This window comes from Paraburkholderia sp., from assembly GCF_028283785.1.
Lineage (GTDB): Bacteria > Pseudomonadota > Gammaproteobacteria > Burkholderiales > Burkholderiaceae > Paraburkholderia.
This window is the reverse complement of sequence record NZ_JAPWKB010000012.1, coordinates 314,368-329,369: the sequence shown is the minus strand read 5'-3', so window position 1 is coordinate 329,369 and position 15,002 is coordinate 314,368. Positions and strand designations below refer to the sequence as shown.

13 protein-coding genes and 1 tRNA gene are annotated in these 15,002 nt (G+C 63.5%); 2 read left to right on the top strand and 12 right to left on the bottom strand.

The genetic code is table 11. The annotated features are described in order from the left end of the window. Positions 1-106 precede the first annotated feature (106 nt). Positions 107-2,398, top strand: coding sequence for a penicillin-binding protein 2 (mrdA, locus tag PW947_RS13210; RefSeq protein WP_299632579.1), 2,292 nt, complete (start codon positions 107-109; stop codon positions 2,396-2,398). Positions 2,399-2,408: 10 nt separating this feature from the next. Next, positions 2,409-3,557: a rod shape-determining protein RodA gene (gene rodA / locus PW947_RS13205; protein WP_299632578.1), complete on the top strand. Its 1,149-nt coding sequence runs from the start codon at positions 2,409-2,411 to the stop codon at positions 3,555-3,557. A gap of 75 nt (positions 3,558-3,632) precedes the next feature. Here rodA and PW947_RS13200 read toward each other — a convergent pair whose 3' ends face one another. The 12 genes from PW947_RS13200 to PW947_RS13145 all read right to left on the bottom strand — a co-directional run bounded on the left by PW947_RS13200 (position 3,633) and on the right by PW947_RS13145 (position 14,939). Then, positions 3,633-4,340 carry a tetratricopeptide repeat protein gene (locus PW947_RS13200; RefSeq protein ID WP_299632577.1) on the bottom strand — a complete coding sequence of 236 codons (708 nt, stop codon included), beginning with the start codon at positions 4,338-4,340 and terminating at the stop codon, positions 3,633-3,635. After that, a complete protein-coding gene (locus tag PW947_RS13195; protein WP_299632575.1) occupies positions 4,337-5,119 on the bottom strand; it encodes an HpcH/HpaI aldolase/citrate lyase family protein in 783 nt (260 codons plus the stop codon). The genes PW947_RS13200 and PW947_RS13195 overlap by 4 nt, the downstream gene beginning before the upstream one ends. Before the next feature lie 230 nt (positions 5,120-5,349). Further along, positions 5,350-5,799, bottom strand: coding sequence for a 6-carboxytetrahydropterin synthase QueD (gene queD, locus PW947_RS13190; RefSeq protein WP_299632941.1), 450 nt, complete (start codon positions 5,797-5,799; stop codon positions 5,350-5,352). 9 nt (positions 5,800-5,808) lie between these two features. Then, entirely contained in the window at positions 5,809-6,441 is a 633-nt protein-coding gene (gene queE / locus PW947_RS13185; protein WP_299632574.1) for a 7-carboxy-7-deazaguanine synthase, read from the bottom strand. Positions 6,442-6,618: 177 nt separating this feature from the next. Further along, positions 6,619-7,350: a 7-cyano-7-deazaguanine synthase QueC gene (gene queC, locus PW947_RS13180; RefSeq protein ID WP_299632573.1), complete on the bottom strand. Its 732-nt coding sequence runs from the start codon at positions 7,348-7,350 to the stop codon at positions 6,619-6,621. A gap of 414 nt (positions 7,351-7,764) precedes the next feature. Further along, a tRNA-Phe gene (locus PW947_RS13175) sits at positions 7,765-7,840 on the bottom strand. Between the two features lie 94 nt (positions 7,841-7,934). Next, positions 7,935-8,627, bottom strand: coding sequence for a response regulator transcription factor EsaR (esaR, locus tag PW947_RS13170; RefSeq protein ID WP_299632571.1), 693 nt, complete (start codon positions 8,625-8,627; stop codon positions 7,935-7,937). Beyond that, positions 8,628-11,054, bottom strand: coding sequence for a PAS domain-containing sensor histidine kinase (locus PW947_RS13165; protein ID WP_299632570.1), 2,427 nt, complete (start codon positions 11,052-11,054; stop codon positions 8,628-8,630). It lies immediately after the preceding gene. Continuing rightward, positions 11,044-11,634 (bottom strand): DUF4390 domain-containing protein, encoded by a 591-nt coding sequence (locus PW947_RS13160; protein ID WP_299632569.1) that lies wholly within the window; start codon positions 11,632-11,634, stop codon positions 11,044-11,046. Before PW947_RS13160 ends, PW947_RS13165 begins: the two co-directional genes overlap by 11 nt. Continuing rightward, positions 11,631-13,091, bottom strand: coding sequence for a 16S rRNA (cytosine(967)-C(5))-methyltransferase RsmB (rsmB, locus tag PW947_RS13155; RefSeq protein WP_299632568.1), 1,461 nt, complete (start codon positions 13,089-13,091; stop codon positions 11,631-11,633). The genes PW947_RS13160 and rsmB overlap by 4 nt, the downstream gene beginning before the upstream one ends. 247 nt (positions 13,092-13,338) lie before the next feature. Then, positions 13,339-14,196 (bottom strand): zinc metalloprotease HtpX, encoded by an 858-nt coding sequence (gene htpX / locus PW947_RS13150; RefSeq protein ID WP_299632566.1) that lies wholly within the window; start codon positions 14,194-14,196, stop codon positions 13,339-13,341. A gap of 101 nt (positions 14,197-14,297) precedes the next feature. Further along, positions 14,298-14,939 (bottom strand): LysE family translocator, encoded by a 642-nt coding sequence (locus PW947_RS13145; RefSeq protein WP_299632565.1) that lies wholly within the window; start codon positions 14,937-14,939, stop codon positions 14,298-14,300. Positions 14,940-15,002 lie beyond the last annotated feature (63 nt).

Below are 15,002 nucleotides of genomic sequence, written 5' to 3'. Positions count from 1 at the left end.
CCGTCCCGCTCCGCGCCGCCGGCAACCGCACCGCACACGGCGCGACCGGCGTGCAGCAAACCCGCAATCCATTGAAGGCCGCCTCGCGGCCGCGTGAACCAGACGCATGACCGAATTCAAGGACACCCAGCAGCAGCTTTCGAAGTTCCGCCTGCGCGTCACAGCGGCGGGTCTGTTCGTGTTCGTCTGCTTCGGGCTGATCGCGTTCCGCTTCCTGTTCCTGCAAGTCTGGCACTACAGCAAATACTCGCTGCAAGCGGACGAAAACCGCATTTCCGTCGCGCCGATCGTGCCGAATCGCGGCATCATCACCGACCGCAACGGCGTCGTGCTGGCCAAAAACTACTCGGCCTACACGCTCGAAATCACGCCGTCGAAGCTGAACGATTCGCTCGACAACGTGATCGACAATCTCGCCACCGTCATTACCATCGACGCGCGCGACCGCCGCCGTTTCAAGAAGCTCCAGGAAGACTCGAAGAACTTCGAAAGCCTGCCGATCCGCACCCGCCTCAGCGACGACGAAGTGGCGCGCTTTACCGCGCAACGCTTCCGTTTTCCGGGCGTCGAAGTGCGCGCGCGTCTGTTCCGCCAATATCCGCTCGGCCCGACGGCTGCGCACGTGATCGGTTATATCGGGCGTATTTCGCAGCGCGACCAGGACCGTATCGACGACGCCAGCGACCAGAACGACAGCGATCCCGAGCATTACGATGCCCGCCTCGACGCGAACAACTACAAAGGCACCGACTACATCGGCAAGATCGGCGTCGAGCAGAGCTATGAAACCGAACTGCACGGGCTGACCGGCTTCGAGGAAGTCGAAGTCACGGCAGGCGGACGTCCGGTGCGCACGCTATCGCGCACGCAGGCCACGCCGGGCAACAACCTCGTGCTGTCGCTGGACATCGGTTTGCAGCAGGTCGCGGAGCAGGCGTTCGCCGGACGACGCGGCGCGCTGGTCGCAATCGAGCCCGCCACCGGCGACGTGCTCGCGTTCGTGTCCGCGCCGAGCTTCGATCCGAATTCGTTCGTCGATGGCATCGATCAGCAAACCTGGGACGACCTGAACAACTCGCCCGATCACCCGCTGCTGAATCGTCCGCTGCACGGCACGTATCCGCCCGGCTCCACGTACAAGCCGTTCATGGCGCTCGCCGCATTGACGCTGCATAAGCGCACGCCGGGCTGGGGTTTCCAGGATCCGGGCTCGTACACGTTCGGTGGCCACACGTTCCGTAACGACGTGCCGCAAGGTCAGGGCTGGATCGATATGAACCGCGCGATCATGGTGTCGAACGACACGTATTTCTACATGCTCGCGCACGATCTCGGCGTCAACGCGATCGCCAATTTCATGAAGCCGTGGGGCTTCGGCCAGATCACCGGCATCGATATTTCCGGCGAGGCGCGCGGCATCCTGCCGTCCACCGAATGGAAGCGCAAGGCGTATCACAAGCCCGAACAGCAGCGCTGGTACGAAGGCGAAACCATCAGTCTCGGGATCGGCCAGGGCTATAACTCGTACACGATCCTGCAACTCGCGCACGCCACGGCCACGCTCGCGAACAACGGCGTGCTGATGAAGCCTCACCTCGTGAAAGAGGTCGAAAATCCGATCTCGCACGACACGCGTCTGACGGTTGCAAAGGACGATGGACGCATCAACGTCGCGCAATCCGACATCGACGTGATCAAACGCGGCATGGAAAACGTCACGTCGAATCCGTCGGGCACCGCGTATCAGGTGTTCCGCAATGCGCCGTATCTGGCTGCGGGCAAAACCGGTACGGCGCAGGTTTTCTCGCTGCAAGGCGCGAAGTATCACGGTCACGCGCTGGCCGAGCATCTGCGCGACCACGCGCTGTTTATCGCGTTCGCGCCGGCCGATCATCCGAAAATCGCGGTCGCGCTGATCGTCGAGAACGGCGGTTGGGGCGCGCAGGCGGCCGGTCCGATCGCGCGTCGCGTGCTCGACTATTACCTCGTCGACCGGATGAAGCCGGGTGCCGAAGCGGCCGCTGTCGCCGATGCGGCGTCGGCGACGCAAGACGCGTCGGCGCCGGTGATCGGCGATTCGGCCGCCGCATCCGAAACGGCTCGTCCCACCAGCGTCGCAGCCGGTTTCACCGCGCTGCCCATTCCGGTGGTCGCGCCCAAACCGGGCGCGGCGTCGGCGGCGGCTGCGGCATCGGCGGCCGAAGCGGCGTCGGCGGCGGAAGCCGCATCGGAAGCCTCGGCGGCAGCGGCGGCCTCCGCAGCCAAAGCCAAAACGCGTAAAGCGCCTCATAAACCACGTCCGGCCAGCGAGCCGACGCCCACCGCGGCGGCCCCGTCGCGCGATAACGGCGCGCAACCCGCGCCGCCGCGCCCGGCCACCGGCGGCATCGACGAATAAGGAGAAAGGCATGCAATTCGACAAGCGCGCCTGGCTCGATCGCATCAAGAGCATGTTCGTGGGCTTCGACCGCCCGCTCGCACTGATCGTTTTTCTGCTGCTGTGCGTCGGCATCGTCACGCTGTATAGCGCGACGCTCGATATGCCTGGCCGCGTCGAAGACCAGCTGCGCAACATCTTGCTGACCTTCGTGCTGATGTGGGGCCTCGCGAACGTGCCGCCCACTACGCTGATGCGTTTCGCGGTGCCGCTGTACACCTTCGGCGTCGCGTTACTGGTCGCGGTGGCGATGTTCGGGCTGACGCGCAAAGGCGCCAAGCGCTGGATCAACGTCGGCGTGGTGATCCAGCCGTCCGAAATCCTGAAGATCGCCACGCCGCTGATGCTCGCGTGGTACTACCAGCGGCGCGAAGGCGTGATGCGCTGGTACGACTATCTGGTTGGGCTGATCATCCTGATGGTGCCGGTCGGACTGATCGCGAAACAGCCCGACCTCGGCACGGCGGTGCTGGTGTTCGCGGCGGGTTTGTTCGTCATCTATTTCGCGGGCTTGAGCTTCAAGCTGATCGTGCCGGTGCTGATCGCAGGCGTGATCGCGGTGGGATCGATTGCGGCATTTCAGGACAAGATCTGTCAGCCCGAGGTGCAATGGCCGTTGATGCACGACTATCAGAAGCACCGCATCTGCACGCTGCTCGACCCGACGTCCGACCCGCTCGGCAAGGGTTTCCACACCATCCAGGCGGTCATCGCGATCGGCTCGGGCGGCACCTTCGGCAAGGGCTGGCTGAAGGGCACGCAGGCTCACCTGGAATTCATCCCTGAAAAGCACACCGACTTCATCTTCGCGGTGTTCTCCGAGGAGTTCGGGCTGGCGGGCGGTCTCGTGCTGTTGACGCTCTACATGTTGCTGATCGTGCGTGGCTTGTATATCGCGGCGAACGGGGCAACGCTGTTCGCGCGATTACTGGCCGGCTCCCTGACCATGGCGTTCTTCACCTACGCGTTCGTCAACATCGGGATGGTCAGCGGCATTCTGCCGGTGGTCGGCGTGCCGTTGCCGTTCATGAGTTACGGCGGCACGGCGCTGACGACGCTCGGCGTTGCGGTCGGTTTGATCATGAGCGTCGCGCGACAGAAGCGGCTGATGCAGAGCTGACGGCGCGTATCGCGTTGCCGAAAAAAAGGGCGCTCGAACGAGCGCCCTTTTTTCATGTCTGCGACCGTCGGAACATCATTGCGGCTTCGCGTCCTTCGGCTGCTGCGATTGCTGCAATTGCGCGGTCAGTTGCTGATACTTCAGGCGCGCCGCCGGATCGCCCTGCGCGGCCGCCGCTGCGTAGTATGCACGCGCCACGTTGATGTTACGGTCCACGCCGTCGCCGCCGCGCTCGTAGAACGAGCCGGTCACGTATTGCGCGGTCATATCGCCGCCTTCGGCGGCTTTCTTGTACCAGACGAACGCCTGCCGGTTGTCGCGATCCGTGCCGCGTCCGTCGAGAAACTGATTAGCCAGCGCAAGTTCCGCCAGCACGTGACCTTGCTGCGCCGCCTTCAGAAACCACCGATGCGCCTCGGCCGGATCGCGCCCGACGAACTCGCCATCGTCGTACATCTTGCCGTACACATATTGCGCGTGCGACATGTTCGCGTCGGCGGCCTTGCGCAGCCACTTCTTGCCTTCATCGACATCCGGCGTCGTGCCTTCGCCGTTCAGCAACATCATCGCGTAATTGAATTCGGCGAGCCGGCTGCCGTGCTGCGCCGCCTTGCGAAACTCGGCGAGCGCCGCCGTCAGATTGCCCGCGTTGTAATCGGCGACGGCGTTTTGCGTCTCCGGATCGCTTGCCTTCGGCATCATGGTTTGCGCCGAAACGACGGCGCTGGCTGCGAACGCGGCGCATGCCGCGACGCTCATCAGGAACTGCTTACCACCCTTCATGACCTCACCTCCTGCAACGCCTGACGGGTCGAGCGCAGCAGCCACACGACATCCGCGCCGAGCGCGATGAAACGAAACCCGGCTTCGCGTGACTGCCGCGCGCCGGCCGCATCCAACGTAAAAATTCCTGTCGCGATTCCTGCCTTGTTGCCGGCCGCCGCGACATGCGCGATGGCTTCCTGGACTTCCGGATGCTTTGCATCGCCCAGATGACCGAGGCTCGCAGCAAGATCCGCCGGTCCGACGAACAGGCAATCGACACCCGGCGTGGCCGCGATCTCGTCGATCTCATCGACCGCACGCTTCGATTCGATCTGCACGATGGTCGCGATCTGCGCGTTGGCGCTTTGCACGTAGTCGCGCCGCATGCCGTAGGCGGCCGCGCGCACCATGCCCGCGACGCCGCGCGTGCCGTCCGGCGAATCGACGTCCGGATAACGGGTAGAACACACAATCTGTGCGGTTTGTTCCGCAGTTTCGACATTCGGAAACATCAGCGTGCGCGCGCCCGCATCCATCACGCGCTTGACGATCCACGGATCGTGCGACGGCAGACGCACGACCGGCTCCGAAGGCAGATGCGCGGCGGCGATCGCGCGCAATTGCGACGCGACATCGACGCTGTCGTTGGGCGCGTGCTCCATGTCGATCAGCAGCCAGTCGAAACCGGCGTGCGCGAGCGCTTCGGCGGCGGCGTCGCTGCCGAGCGAAAGCCACAGGCCGAACAGCGGTTCGGTCTGCGCAAGACGTTGCTTCAGGGGATTGGTGAAGGTGCTCATCGCCGTGCTCCCAGCCGTGGAGATACGTGGGCCGGAGCGCGGGATATCAGATGTGCGTGCGTGTCGTGGATGACGCGAGCCGCGCGGCAGGCGCGGTTGTCATCGTGTGCGCCGGAAACAACCCGCCGCCCGGCGCGCGCGATTTGCGGCGACGCAATAACCGGCATGTCTCGCTCCGTGTGTGTATCGAAGCGATCATACCGTGCCAATAACGTTTGGATCAGGCCGCGTCAGGCCGGGTCGCGAACCACGTCGGCCCAGCAGTTCGGCGTCTCGTACAACCGCACTTGATGAAGACGCAGATTCACGCCGTAATGCGCATCGTAGACGTTGGCGAGGATGTCGAACGCGACGGCCGCCAGGTTTTCCACGGTGGGAATGCGGTCGAGCACGACCGTCTTGTGGCCGGGCATGGTTTCGAGGAAAGCGCGCACCTGCGTGTCGCCTTCGAAGACCAGAAACGCGTGATCCCACACGTTGACCAGATGTTCGTTGGCGAGCGACTTCACGTCGGCGAAATCCATCACCATGCCGCGATCGGGCGCGCCTTCGGTTTCGACGAGATCGCCTTGCAGCGTGATTTCGAGGACGTAGCGATGCCCGTGCAGATTACGGCACTGGCTGCGGTGATCGGGGATGCGGTGGCCCGCGTCGAATTCGAGTTTTCGGGTAATCGTCAGCACGGCAAATCAGGGAATGTTCAGGTACTTGTGGGTCTGCATCGACAGGCGCCATTGCGGATGGCGTTTGCACCAGTCGATCGCGAGCCGGGTATTGATATCGCGCGACGGGCCGTCCATCGGCTGGACGAGGAAATACTCGAAGTCGAGCTTCGCGTAATCGGCGAGGCGCTGATTATCTTGCGGAATCACGACCTTCAGTTCGTTGCCTTTCGTGACGACCAGCGGCGCGTCGGCCTTCGGGCTCACGCAGATCCAGTCGATCGTTTCCAGCACCGGCAGCGAGCCGTTGGTTTCGATGGCGATTTCGAAACCGGCCGCGTGCAACGCATCGACGAACGGCTGATCGATCTGCAGCATCGGTTCGCCGCCGGTACACACGACGAAGCGTTCGCCCTCGCCTTCAGGCCACAACGACGCGATCTTCGCGACGAGTTCTTCGGCGGTGCGAAATTTACCGCCGTTCTCACCGTCGGTGCCGACGAAATCGGTATCGCAGAAGCGGCACACGGCATCCGCGCGATCTTCCTCGCGGCCCGACCACAGATTGCAGCCGGCGAACCGGCAGAACACAGCCGGACGACCGGCGTTCGCGCCTTCGCCCTGCAACGTGTAGAAGATTTCCTTGACCGCGTAAGTCATGCTGCTTTCTGCCTGTGCTGTCAGCCGATGCTGCGCGGCTGCGAATATCGCCGTTGTGACCGGACTGCGCGTGGCCCGACGGCGTGAATCGAATCGTGAAACCGGCGACGCGCGCCGGATGATGCGGTAAGAGCTCGATGCGCCGACGCAGCATCCGATGCCGCGTCAGGTACTGCGTTATACCGGTTCCGTGACTTTCTCGCCCGCCAGATACGCCTCGTAGCCGCGCTTGCGCAGATGGCACGCCGGGCATTCACCGCAGCCGAAACCCCATGCATGCAACTCCGCGCGCTCGCCGACGTAACACGTGTGCGTTTCGACGCGCACCAGTTCGACCAGCGGATCGCCGCCCAATTCATGCGCGAGGCGCCACGTGTCGGCCTTGTCGAGCCACATCAGCGGCGTTTCGAGCAGGAAGCGGCTGTCCATGCCGAGGTTCAGCGCGACTTGCAGCGCTTTCATCGTGTCGTCGCGGCAATCCGGATAGCCGGAGAAATCCGTCTCGCACATGCCGCCGACCAGCACCTGCAGGCCTCGCCGGTATGCAATCGCCGCCGCGACCGTCATGAACATCAGATTGCGGCCGGGCACGAAGGTATTCGGCAGACCGTTGGCGGTGGCGACGATTTCGATTTCGCGGGTCATCGCGGTATCGCTGATCGAGCCGAGCACCGATAGGTCGATCATGTGGTCTTCGCCGAGCCGGCCGGCCCACTGCGGGAAGTCGCGCGCGACGGCGCTGCGAAATCCTTCGCGGCATTCGAGTTCGACACGGTGCCGCTGACCGTAATCGAAGCCGAGCGTCTCGACCGTTTCGTAACGTTCGAGTGCCCAGGCAAGGCACGTGGCGGAATCCTGGCCGCCGGAAAACAGCACCAGAGCGCTACGCTTAGCGTCTTTGCGGATCACCGTGAAACTCCGTGAATGAAGAGGGCTTCAGCGTGCCGTGCACGGCGCCAGTGGCGCGCTGCAAACAGGGCGACGCGATGGATGACGGACTCGCCGCCGCGCCCAATGGCGCTCAGGCAGTATAGGCGGCGCCTGAAACGCGCCAGGCGCGCCGCACTTATACCGCCGATCGCCGGATATAGGCTGATGACCTGGCCGCATGGCCCGATTGCCGCGTATCGATCCGACCGCTGGCAGCCGCTGCTATCGCGCCGCCGATTCACGCTAAGTATTTGACTTGGCGCGATTTTATCATGCACCGCGCGACACCGCCGGACACTGGGCGCGGCAAAAACCACCGCGCGACGACGATGCGCCAGGCATCCAGAAAAGGAAAAGCCCCAGGAAACTTGCGATTTCCTAGGGCTTAAATCCTGGTGGCCTGGGTCGGAATCGAACCAACGACACGCGGATTTTCAATCCGCTGCTCTACCAACTGAGCTACCGGGCCAACGAAGAAGAAGAATATAGCAAAGGTAACGCTGCCGTTCAAGCCCTTCTCGAAAAAATATTGCAGTTTCGAATTGGGCTCGCACGAGCGAGTTTCACTCGCTCTTGTTTTTACCGAGATCGACGCCGAGTTGTTTGAGCTTGCGATACAAGTGCGTGCGCTCCAGTCCGGTCTTCTCCGCGACGCGCGTCATGCTGCCGTTTTCGCGCGCGAGGTGATATTCGAAGTAAGCGCGCTCGAACGCGTCGCGTGCGTCGCGCAGCGGGATGTCGAACGAAATCGACGCCGTTTGCGCCGCCAGCGCGCCGCTCGACAAGCCGTCGCTGGACAGCATCGGCAACGCCGCCGCCGATGCCACCGTCGACGAACTCGCCGTCGCGACCGGCTTCACCGCCGCCGCGCCGCCAGGCGCCGGCGCCGCATTGCCGCGCGCAAGACCTTGCTCGACCGCCTTCAGCAGTTTCTGCAGCGCGATCGGCTTTTCGAGGAAGTTCAGCGCGCCGATCTTGGTCGCTTCGACTGCCGTGTCGATAGTTGCGTGACCCGACATCATGATCACCGGCATCGTCAGTTGCCCTTGCGCGGCCCATTCTTTCAACAGGGTCACGCCGTCGGTGTCGGGCATCCAGATGTCGAGCAGCACCAGATCAGGCGCCTGACGCAGCCGGAAATCGCGCGCCTCCTGCGCGTTTTCCGCCGCTTCCACGACATGCCCCTCGTCGCTGAGGATCTCCGAGAGCAATTCCCGGATACCCATTTCGTCGTCTACCACCAGGATGGTTGCCATTTAAGCTGCCCTTGTCTGCACTGTTGCTTTTGTCGTTCCCTGCGGCGCGCTACCGTGCGCCGCCTGCGGCCCGGAACCGGATGCCGCGGCATCGTCTGCCAGTTGTAGAAAGAGGATCGAAATCTGTGCGCCTTCGATGACATCGCCCGCTTTCATGCGATTACGAATGTCGATCCGCGCGCCGTGTTCGTCGACGATCTTCTTGACCATCGCAAGACCGAGACCCGTCCCTTTGGCCTTGGTCGTCACGTAAGGTTCGAACGCACGCGTCAGGATACGCGCGGGAAAGCCCGGTCCGTTATCGGACACGGTCAGCCGCACCGCGATGCGTGCTTTGCCCTCCGCGTCGGGATCGCCATATTCTACTGTTCTCGTCTCCAGCAGCACACGGGGTTGTGTGGCCTCGGACACCGCATCCTGCGCGTTTTGCAGCAGATTGTGGATAACCTGACGCAATTGCGTCGCATCGCCGAGGATCACCGGCAAGCGTTCGCCGAGTTCCACCGCAATCGTGCTCTTGCCTTCTTCGATGCCGTACAGCGTCAGCACTTCGCTGACCAGCTCGTTCAGTTGCAATTTCGCGAGCACCGCCGGCGGCGTACGCGCGTAATCGCGGAAATTATCGACCATCTGCTTCATCGCCGCGACCTGATTGACGATGGTCGTCGCGCCGCGCTTCAGCACGTCGGCGTCCGACGGCGCGAGCTTGTCTGCGAGCTTCATTTGCAGACGTTCCGCCGACAATTGAATCGGCGTCAGCGGATTCTTGATTTCGTGCGCGAGACGCCGCGCGACTTCACCCCACGCCACCGAGCGCTGCGCGGAAATCACGTCGGAAATATCGTCGAACACGACGACGTAGCCGGACGTCTGCATATCCTGCGCGTCGCGATCCGTCGCGGACACGAGGCGCGCGCCACGCACGAGCAACGTCAGCGGCTCGGTTTCGCCCGCGACCTGCACCGAGAACTGCTGCTGCCAGTGACCGCGATCGTCGTGGCCATCGCCGCTCGCCGCCTCACGATCGGCGAACGCCTTGCGCACCATGCCGCCGAACTCGCTCAGCACGCCGATCCGGTCGAGCGCCGAACCGAGCGCCGCCTGAAACTGCTGACGGAAAATCCGTTCCGCGCCGCGATTGGCCGTGGTCAGACGGAATTGCCGGTCGAATACGAACACGCCGGCGGTCAGGTTCGCGAGAATGCTCTCCAGATAGCTCTTCGAATGTTCGAGCGCGATCCGGTTGTTCTCGACCGCCGCGCGCGCCTCCGACAACTGCCGCGTCATCGCGTTGAACGACTGCGTGAGGAAACCGAGTTCGTCGCGCGACTTGATTTCGCGCTTCGGCGTGTAGTCGCCCTCGGTCACTTCCTTCGTGCCTTGCGCGAGCAGGAACAGCGGCCGCGCGAGCTGATTGCCGAGCGCGAGCGCGAGCATCATCGCGATAAAAGTGGCGAGGAACAGCGCGAGCGTCAGCGTGCCGATATACATCTTGCGCAAGCCGGTCCGTCCGAGCGCCTTCTCCTGATATTCGCGATACGCGCGTTGCACGGCGTCGGCATTGCGCGCCAACGACGGCGAAACCGGTTGCGTCAACTGCAGGAAGCGTTCGGCCGGCTGCAACAGCGCCGTGTTCGAATCCGGAATGCGCTGCACGATCCGCAGCCGCAACGCGCCCTTGTTGCCGTGCTCGCGCGGATCGCCGTCGACCTCGCCTTCGATTGCGGCGAAACCCCGTCCACGCGCCTGATCGATCATCCGCGTCGTGGGCAGATCGCTCGGCACGAGGCTCGCGTAACTGCCCGACGCCTGAGCGACCACGTGCATTTCCGGCGTCGCGCCCGACATGCTGCGCACCGGTTCGACGATCATCGCGTCCTGCACGCCGAACTGGTCGCGCAGACGCAAGAGCGTGAGCGTCGTGCCGCTGGCGTCGCCGCTAGCAAGCTGTTCGGACATCAGACGGCCTTTCGTCTGCAAATCCGACAACGACGCGTCGAGCATCCCACGTCCAAGGTTCAACCCGGATGTCAGCGCGGTTTCGACATTCACGTCGAACCACGATTCGATACTGCGCGACACGAACTGATACGACACGACGTAGATGATGCCGCCCGGCACCACGCCGACCAGCGCGAAGAAAAACGCGAGTTTGGCGAGCAGCCGCGTGCCGAACTTGCCCTTGCGCAACCGTGTCACGATGATGACGACGAGCGCCGCGACCACCAGCAGGAAGATCAGCGCAACCGCGACGTTGGCCGCGTAGAGCCATTGATAGTAACGGTCGAAGAACTCGGTGTTGGCGCTGGCCGCGGCCAGCAACACGAGCAGCAGAACGGCCGTCACGGCGACCGTCGACACCAGCACGCGCACGACGATGCTGCTGACGCTTGTGGCTCCGGTGGCCTGGCGCACTCTATTTAGCACGTTCGGTCACCGTGAAGGTAAAACGCTTCCAGTCGGAAGAGAGGTTCCAGTCGCGGTTGTTCACCGCGTCGATCTGGAACGGCTTGGGCATCAGCGCGATATCGAGTTGCATCCGCACCGACGCGTTATACGTTTCGCCGGCCGTCACCTGATTACGATCGAACACGTGCCAGGACGTCACATGCTGGATCACTGCGAGCGCATCTTTCAGCGTACTGAAGCCGAGTTGCAAACCGCCGGTCGATACGCGGTATTCGCGCGTGAGCGGCTGAAACGACAGGCGAATGCTTTGCGACACGCTGACCGGTTGTTCGTCGAACCAGTACCAGCGCGGTCGGCTCAGTTCGAAATCGGTCGTGAAATAAAGCGGAATGCCTTTGTTGACGGCGTCTTCGAGATTGCTGTTCAGCTCGAACTCGAAGCGGGCGTCGAGCATCCAGCCATTGCCGTCGGACTGCAGCGACGCGCGCTGCACGGCGATCGAATCAGCATGCGCGAGCGGTGGAAGCGCGAGCCACAAGCTCAGCGCGACCCACAGTACAGCCGCGAGCCGAAGCGGAAAGAAGCGTTTGATGGTCACCGTTTCTGAAAGCGCGCGTAGAAAAATCCGTCGTGGTCTAGGTTCGTGCCGGCGCTGGCCTCTGCGGACTGGGCCGCAGCTTGATCGACAGCGTGACCGGCCGGGCTTCCGGCGGGCGCGCGGGCATCGGTGCTCACGTTCGGCAACAGTTGCCCCGGCGCGTCCAATCGTACCGCATCCGGGTATTTCTCTCCAAACCACTGCGCCTGCAATTCGCCCTCTTCCGGAAAGATCGAGCACGTCACGTATAACAGCTCGCCGCCCGATTTCACGAGCGGCCACAATGCCGCGAGGATGCGCCGTTGTTCCGTCACCAGCGCAGGAATATCCGACGGACGACGCAGCCAGCGGATGTCAGGATGACGACGCACGATGCCCGATGCCGAGCACGGCACGTCGGCCAGAATGCGGTCGAACGGTTGATCGACGACGTCGTGCCATGTGGACGGCGCGCCCGCGTCGCCGATCCGCACTTCGGCGTTGAGCTTGAGCCGCTGCAGGTTTTCGCCGATCCGGCGTGCCCGCGACGCATCGCTTTCGAGCGCGACCAGGTCGAGGTTCGACAGTTCGAGCAGATGACCGGTCTTGCCGCCGGGCGCCGCGCATGCGTCGAGAACGCGCATGCCGTCACGCGCGCCGAGCCACTGCGCAGCGAGTTGCGCGCCTGCGTCCTGCACCGACACGACACCTTCGCTGAAGCCGGGGATGCGATCGACCGGCATCGGCGTGGCAAGGCGCACGCCGTGTTCGCCGGCAGCCGATGCGTCGATCTGATGATCGCGCAAGACTTGCAGATAGGCATCGACGGTGGAATGACGCGCGTTCACGCGCAGCGTCAGCGGCCCTTGCGTGTTGCCCGACGCCAGCAGTCGTTGCCATGCGTCCGGCCACGCGCGGCGCACCGCGTCGATCCACCACGACGGATAGTTCCAGCGCGCGACTTCGTCGTGTTGCGACTCGGCCAGCAAGCTGTCGCGCTCGCGCAGGAAGTTGCGCAGCACCGCGTTGACCAGCCCCTTCGCGAACGCAAACTCACGGCGCGCGGCAATCGCGCTCACCGCCTGATCGACGACCGTGAACGGCGTGTAGGCGGCGTTCGCTTCGTCATCGATCAGCAACGCCAGCGCGCATGCCAGCAGATTCGCGACGTGCGACGGCGGCGCCTTGCGCACGAGCTTCGCGACCAGATAGTCGGCGGTGGCGAGACGGCGCATCGTGCGATACGCAATATCCTGCACCGCGCCGCGCGCGGCCGTTACGCTGACTTCGGGCGTCGACGCGAACACCGCGCCGAGCGCAGCCGGCAAAGCCGAGCCCAGACGCACGGCACCGACCGCTTGCGATGCGCAGTCGAGCGCAAACCCGAGCGACTCAGGCGCGAGATGCAGCACCGACAGGCGGGATTCGCGCGGACGCGACGAAGGTGAGACAGAGCGCAAAGGAGGCTTTGGGGTCATGAAAAAGGCAAAAGCAGGCCGCGCGGAACGCGCGACGCAAACAACGCATTGTAGCGTGGCAGGCGCTCGCGGCTGGCGCCGTGGCGTGCCGCGTCGCTGCGCGCGGAAGATTCCGGCGTGATTCGAACCGGCAGTGCAGATCGACAGCCGCACTGGAGCCAATAAAAAAGGGCGAGTCTCGCGACTCGCCCTTTTTCCCGACGACAGCAACGGCGCGACCGCCGCGCCGCCCGCCCGCCCGCGCCTTTTACTCGAAGCGACCGGTGCGCGCCATTTCCATCAGACGCGCGATGCGTTCTTCCGTAGCCGGGTGAGTCGAGAATAGGTTAGCAATCGCGCCGCCCGACAACGGATTCATGATCATCATCTGCGCGGTGGCCGGATGCGCTTCGGCCGTGGGGAACGGAATGCCGCTCGCGTAGCGATGAATCTTGTCGAGCGCCGATGCGAGCGCCTGCGGATCGCCGGAAATCTGCGCACCGCCACGGTCCGCTTCGAACTCACGCGCGCGCGAGATTGCCATCTGGATCAGCGCGCCCGCGACCGGCGCGAGAATCGCCACGGCGATGCTGGCGATCGGATTGCCCGGACGACCGTTTTCGTCGCGCCCGCCGAAGAACATCGCGAAGTTCGCCAGCGCGGAAATCGCGCCGGCCATCGTGGCCGAAATGGTGGAGATCAGGATGTCGCGATGCTTCACGTGCGCCAGTTCATGCGCCATCACCCCGCGCATTTCACGCTCCGACAACGCCCGCAAAATACCCGTGGTTGCCGCGACCGCAGCGTGTTCCGGATTACGGCCGGTTGCAAACGCATTCGGCGCATCTTCGTTGATCAGGTAGACGCGCGGCATCGGCAGGTTGGCGCGCGTCGCCAGTTCCCGCACCATCCGGTAAAACTGCGGTGCGCTGGTTTCGTCGACTTCCTGCGCGTTGTACATGCGCAGCACCATCTTGTCCGAGAACCAGTACGAGAAGAAATTCATGCCCAGCGCGACCAGCAGCGCGAGCATCATGCCCTTCGACCCGCCAATCATCCCGCCGATCACGACGAAAAGGGCCGTGATCGCGGCCATCAACATCGCGGTTTTGACCCAGTTAAACATGTTCATTGCTCCTTGCCCAAACTGATACAGATCCACGCCATCCCATGACGGCGTTTGATTGTAAGCGAAATGTTAGATATGGGCGCCCGCAGAAAATTCAACTATCGCGTGCTGGTCGCGAGTTTGACGCCAAGACCGACGAATGCGCTGCCTACACCGCGATCCAGCCACTTTTTCACCGCCGGCTTGCCGGAAAAACGCTGCGTGACACTGCCCGCGACCCACGCGACAGAGCTGTTCCACACCGTGCTCATCGCGACGAACACCGCGCCGAGCGCGAGGAAGGCCAGCGTTTTGTGATCGCTGCCGCTGCTGACGAATTGCGGAAAGAACGAGACGAAGAACAGCACGACTTTCGGATTCAGCACGTTGGTCCAGAAACCTTGCATGAACAGCTGCCGCAACGACTTCGGTGCGCCGGCACCGCGCGCTTCGCCGGTTGCCTGATCGGCGGCGGGCTTCGCGAAGATCAGACGCACGCCGAGGTAAATCAGGTAGAACGCGCCGACGAATTTGATCACCGTGAACGCCGTAACCGACGCCGCGAGCAACGCGGTCAACCCGAACGCGCAGGCAAGCGAATGCACGCAGCAACCCGCGGAAATTCCAAGCGACGACATCAGACCCGCGCCACGTCCTTGCGCGACACTGCGACCCACGATGTAGGCGGTATCCGGGCCGGGTGTCAGATTCAGCAGGAACACGGCGACGATGAAAAATCCGAAATGCGTAATGCCGAACATGGAATCCTCGAAAGCTGGGGGTTGCGTGACGGATTCTAACGCGCCGCCGACACGCGGCGCGAC

Bases quoted from the DNA above. Each gene is read 5' to 3' on its own strand.
- PW947_RS13145 (WP_299632565.1), bottom strand. From the start codon at position 14,939: ATGTTCGGCATTACGCATTTCGGATTTTTCATCGTCGCCGTGTTCCTG.
- mrdA (WP_299632579.1), top strand. From the start codon at position 107: ATGACCGAATTCAAGGACACCCAGCAGCAGCTTTCGAAGTTCCGCCTG.
- htpX (WP_299632566.1), bottom strand. From the start codon at position 14,196: ATGTTTAACTGGGTCAAAACCGCGATGTTGATGGCCGCGATCACGGCC.
- esaR (WP_299632571.1), bottom strand. From the start codon at position 8,627: ATGGCAACCATCCTGGTGGTAGACGACGAAATGGGTATCCGGGAATTG.
- PW947_RS13200 (WP_299632577.1), bottom strand. From the start codon at position 4,340: ATGAAGGGTGGTAAGCAGTTCCTGATGAGCGTCGCGGCATGCGCCGCG.
- PW947_RS13195 (WP_299632575.1), bottom strand. From the start codon at position 5,119: ATGAGCACCTTCACCAATCCCCTGAAGCAACGTCTTGCGCAGACCGAA.
- queE (WP_299632574.1), bottom strand. From the start codon at position 6,441: ATGACTTACGCGGTCAAGGAAATCTTCTACACGTTGCAGGGCGAAGGC.
- rsmB (WP_299632568.1), bottom strand. From the start codon at position 13,091: ATGACCCCAAAGCCTCCTTTGCGCTCTGTCTCACCTTCGTCGCGTCCG.
- rodA (WP_299632578.1), top strand. From the start codon at position 2,409: ATGCAATTCGACAAGCGCGCCTGGCTCGATCGCATCAAGAGCATGTTC.